The following is a 3,346-nucleotide window of genomic DNA, read 5'->3' on the forward strand; positions in this document are numbered from 1 at the left end:
AAATCTTGCTCTTTAACAATTTGGAAAGCTGACAAAGTAACATTATTCTTTATGAATAAAATTACTTGTAAAGTTCTCAATCTTTATCTTTAGATAAAGACCAAAATACACATTCAAGTGTGCTTGGTGAAAAACATCATTAGGGTGTTTTTCAAAATTGAGTCCGGCAAAATCTGTCTCGCACTCATGAAAATAAAACGCGAGACAACTTAGGTTGTTTAACAACAACCCGAAACTCCTTCGGGTTGTATGGTTAAGTGACTAAGCGTACACGGTGGATGCCTAGGCAGTCAGAGGCGATGAAGGACGTAGTAACTTGCGATAAGCTCAGATTAGGCAGTAACAGCCACTTGAGTCTGAGATTTCCGAATGGGGAAACCCAACTGCATAAGCAGTTACTGTTAACTGAATACATAGGTTAACAGGGCGAACCGGGGGAACTGAAACATCTAAGTACCCCGAGGAGAAGAAATCAACCGAGATTCCGAAAGTAGCGGCGAGCGAAATTGGATTAGCCCTTAAGCTTTACATGCGTCAGGCGAAGGCTCTGGAAAGGGCCGCGAAACAGGGTGATAGCCCCGTAGCCGTTAGCGTATGTTCAGTGAAATCGAGTAGGGCGGGACACGTGTTATCCTGTCTGAATATGGGGGGACCATCCTCCAAGGCTAAATACTCCTGATTGACCGATAGTGAACCAGTACCGTGAGGGAAAGGCGAAAAGAACCCCTGTGAGGGGAGTGAAATAGAACCTGAAACCGTGTACGTACAAGCAGTAGGAGCACCTTCGTGGTGTGACTGCGTACCTTTTGTATAATGGGTCAGCGACTTATATTCAGTGGCAAGGTTAACCAAATAGGGGAGCCGTAGGGAAACCGAGTCTTAACTGGGCGTTCAGTCTCTGGATATAGACCCGAAACCGGGTGATCTAGCCATGGGCAGGTTGAAGGTTGAGTAACATCAACTGGAGGACCGAACCGACTAATGTTGAAAAATTAGCGGATGACTTGTGGCTAGGGGTGAAAGGCCAATCAAACTCGGAGATAGCTGGTTCTCCCCGAAAGCTATTTAGGTAGCGCCTCGGACGAATACTACTGGGGGTAGAGCACTGTTAAGGCTAGGGGGTCATCCCGACTTACCAACCCTTTGCAAACTCCGAATACCAGTAAGTACTATCCGGGAGACACACGGCGGGTGCTAACGTCCGTCGTGAAGAGGGAAACAACCCAGACCGCCAGCTAAGGTCCCAAATTATAGCTAAGTGGGAAACGATGTGGGAAGGCTTAGACAGCTAGGATGTTGGCTTAGAAGCAGCCATCATTTAAAGAAAGCGTAATAGCTCACTAGTCGAGTCGGCCTGCGCGGAAGATGTAACGGGGCTAAGCTATAAACCGAAGCTGCGGCAATGCGATTTATCGTATTGGGTAGGGGAGCGTTCTGTAAGCCGTTGAAGGTGAATCGTAAGGTTTGCTGGAGGTATCAGAAGTGCGAATGCTGACATGAGTAACGACAAGGGGGGTGAAAAACCTCCCCGCCGGAAGACCAAGGGTTCCTGTCCAACGTTAATCGGGGCAGGGTAAGTCGACCCCTAAGGCGAGGCTGAAGAGCGTAGTCGATGGGAAACGGGTTAATATTCCCGTACTTGTTATGAATGCGATGGGGGGACGGAGAAGGCTAGGTGGGCCAGGCGACGGTTGTCCTGGTTCAAGTGCGTAGGCTTAAGAGTTAGGTAAATCCGGCTCTTTTTAAGGCTGAGACACGACGTCGAGCTGCTACGGCAGTGAAGTCATTGATGCCCTGCTTCCAGGAAAAGCCTCTAAGCTTCAGTTCATAAGAAATCGTACCCCAAACCGACACAGGTGGTCGGGTAGAGAATACCAAGGCGCTTGAGAGAACTCGGGTGAAGGAACTAGGCAAAATGGTACCGTAACTTCGGGAGAAGGTACGCTCTTGATGGTGAAGTCCCTTGCGGATGGAGCTGCTGAGAGTCGCAGATACCAGGTGGCTGCAACTGTTTATTAAAAACACAGCACTGTGCAAAATCGTAAGATGACGTATACGGTGTGACGCCTGCCCGGTGCCGGAAGGTTAATTGATGGGGTTAGACGCAAGTCGAAGCTCTTGATCGAAGCCCCGGTAAACGGCGGCCGTAACTATAACGGTCCTAAGGTAGCGAAATTCCTTGTCGGGTAAGTTCCGACCTGCACGAATGGCGTAATGATGGCCACGCTGTCTCCACCCGAGACTCAGTGAAATTGAAATCGCTGTGAAGATGCAGTGTACCCGCGGCTAGACGGAAAGACCCCGTGAACCTTTACTACAGCTTGGCACTGAACATTGAACCTACATGTGTAGGATAGGTGGGAGGCTATGAATCGCAGACGCCAGTTTGCGTGGAGCCGACCTTGAAATACCACCCTTGTAGTTTTGATGTTCTAACTTAGCCCCATTATCTGGGGTGAGGACAGTGCCTGGTGGGTAGTTTGACTGGGGCGGTCTCCTCCCAAAGAGTAACGGAGGAGCACGAAGGTGGGCTAATCACGGTTGGACATCGTGAGGTTAGTGCAATGGCATAAGCCCGCTTAACTGCGAGAATGACGGTTCGAGCAGGTGCGAAAGCAGGTCATAGTGATCCGGTGGTTCTGAATGGAAGGGCCATCGCTCAACGGATAAAAGGTACTCCGGGGATAACAGGCTGATACCGCCCAAGAGTTCATATCGACGGCGGTGTTTGGCACCTCGATGTCGGCTCATCACATCCTGGGGCTGAAGTCGGTCCCAAGGGTATGGCTGTTCGCCATTTAAAGTGGTACGCGAGCTGGGTTTAGAACGTCGTGAGACAGTTCGGTCCCTATCTGCCGTGGGCGTTGGAGAATTGAAGGGGGCTGCTCCTAGTACGAGAGGACCGGAGTGGACGAACCTCTGGTGTTCGGGTTGTCACGCCAGTGGCATTGCCCGGTAGCTAAGTTCGGAATCGATAACCGCTGAAAGCATCTAAGCGGGAAGCGAGCCCTGAGATGAGTTCTCCCTGGCAGTTTAACTGTCCTAAAGGGTTGTTCGAGACTAGAACGTTGATAGGCAGGGTGTGTAAGCGTTGTGAGGCGTTGAGCTAACCTGTACTAATAGCCCGTGAGGCTTAACCATACAACACCGAAGGGGTTTTGTGGGCTCAATAGAGTGCATTGAATGTGTATGAGAATGAAAAACAGCTTTCCGAATTAAAGAATTTGCTTGGCGACCATAGCGTTTTGGACCCACCTGACTCCATGCCGAACTCAGAAGTGAAACGAAACAGCGTCGATGGTAGTGTGGGGTCTCCCCATGTGAGAGTAGAACATCGCCAGGCTTT

At 50.1% G+C, this 3,346-nt stretch carries 2 rRNA genes; both read left to right on the forward strand.

Annotated features, from left to right (window positions below):
• Nucleotides 1-251: 251 nt before the first annotated feature.
• Nucleotides 252-3,141 (forward strand): 23S ribosomal RNA (locus EXA13_RS16240).
• An 86-nt stretch (nt 3,142-3,227) separates the two neighbouring features.
• Nucleotides 3,228-3,343 (forward strand): 5S ribosomal RNA (gene rrf / locus EXA13_RS16245).
• Nucleotides 3,344-3,346: the final 3 nt, after the last annotated feature.

Source organism: Vibrio cincinnatiensis, from assembly GCF_022113815.1.
Lineage (GTDB): Bacteria > Pseudomonadota > Gammaproteobacteria > Enterobacterales > Vibrionaceae > Vibrio > Vibrio cincinnatiensis_A.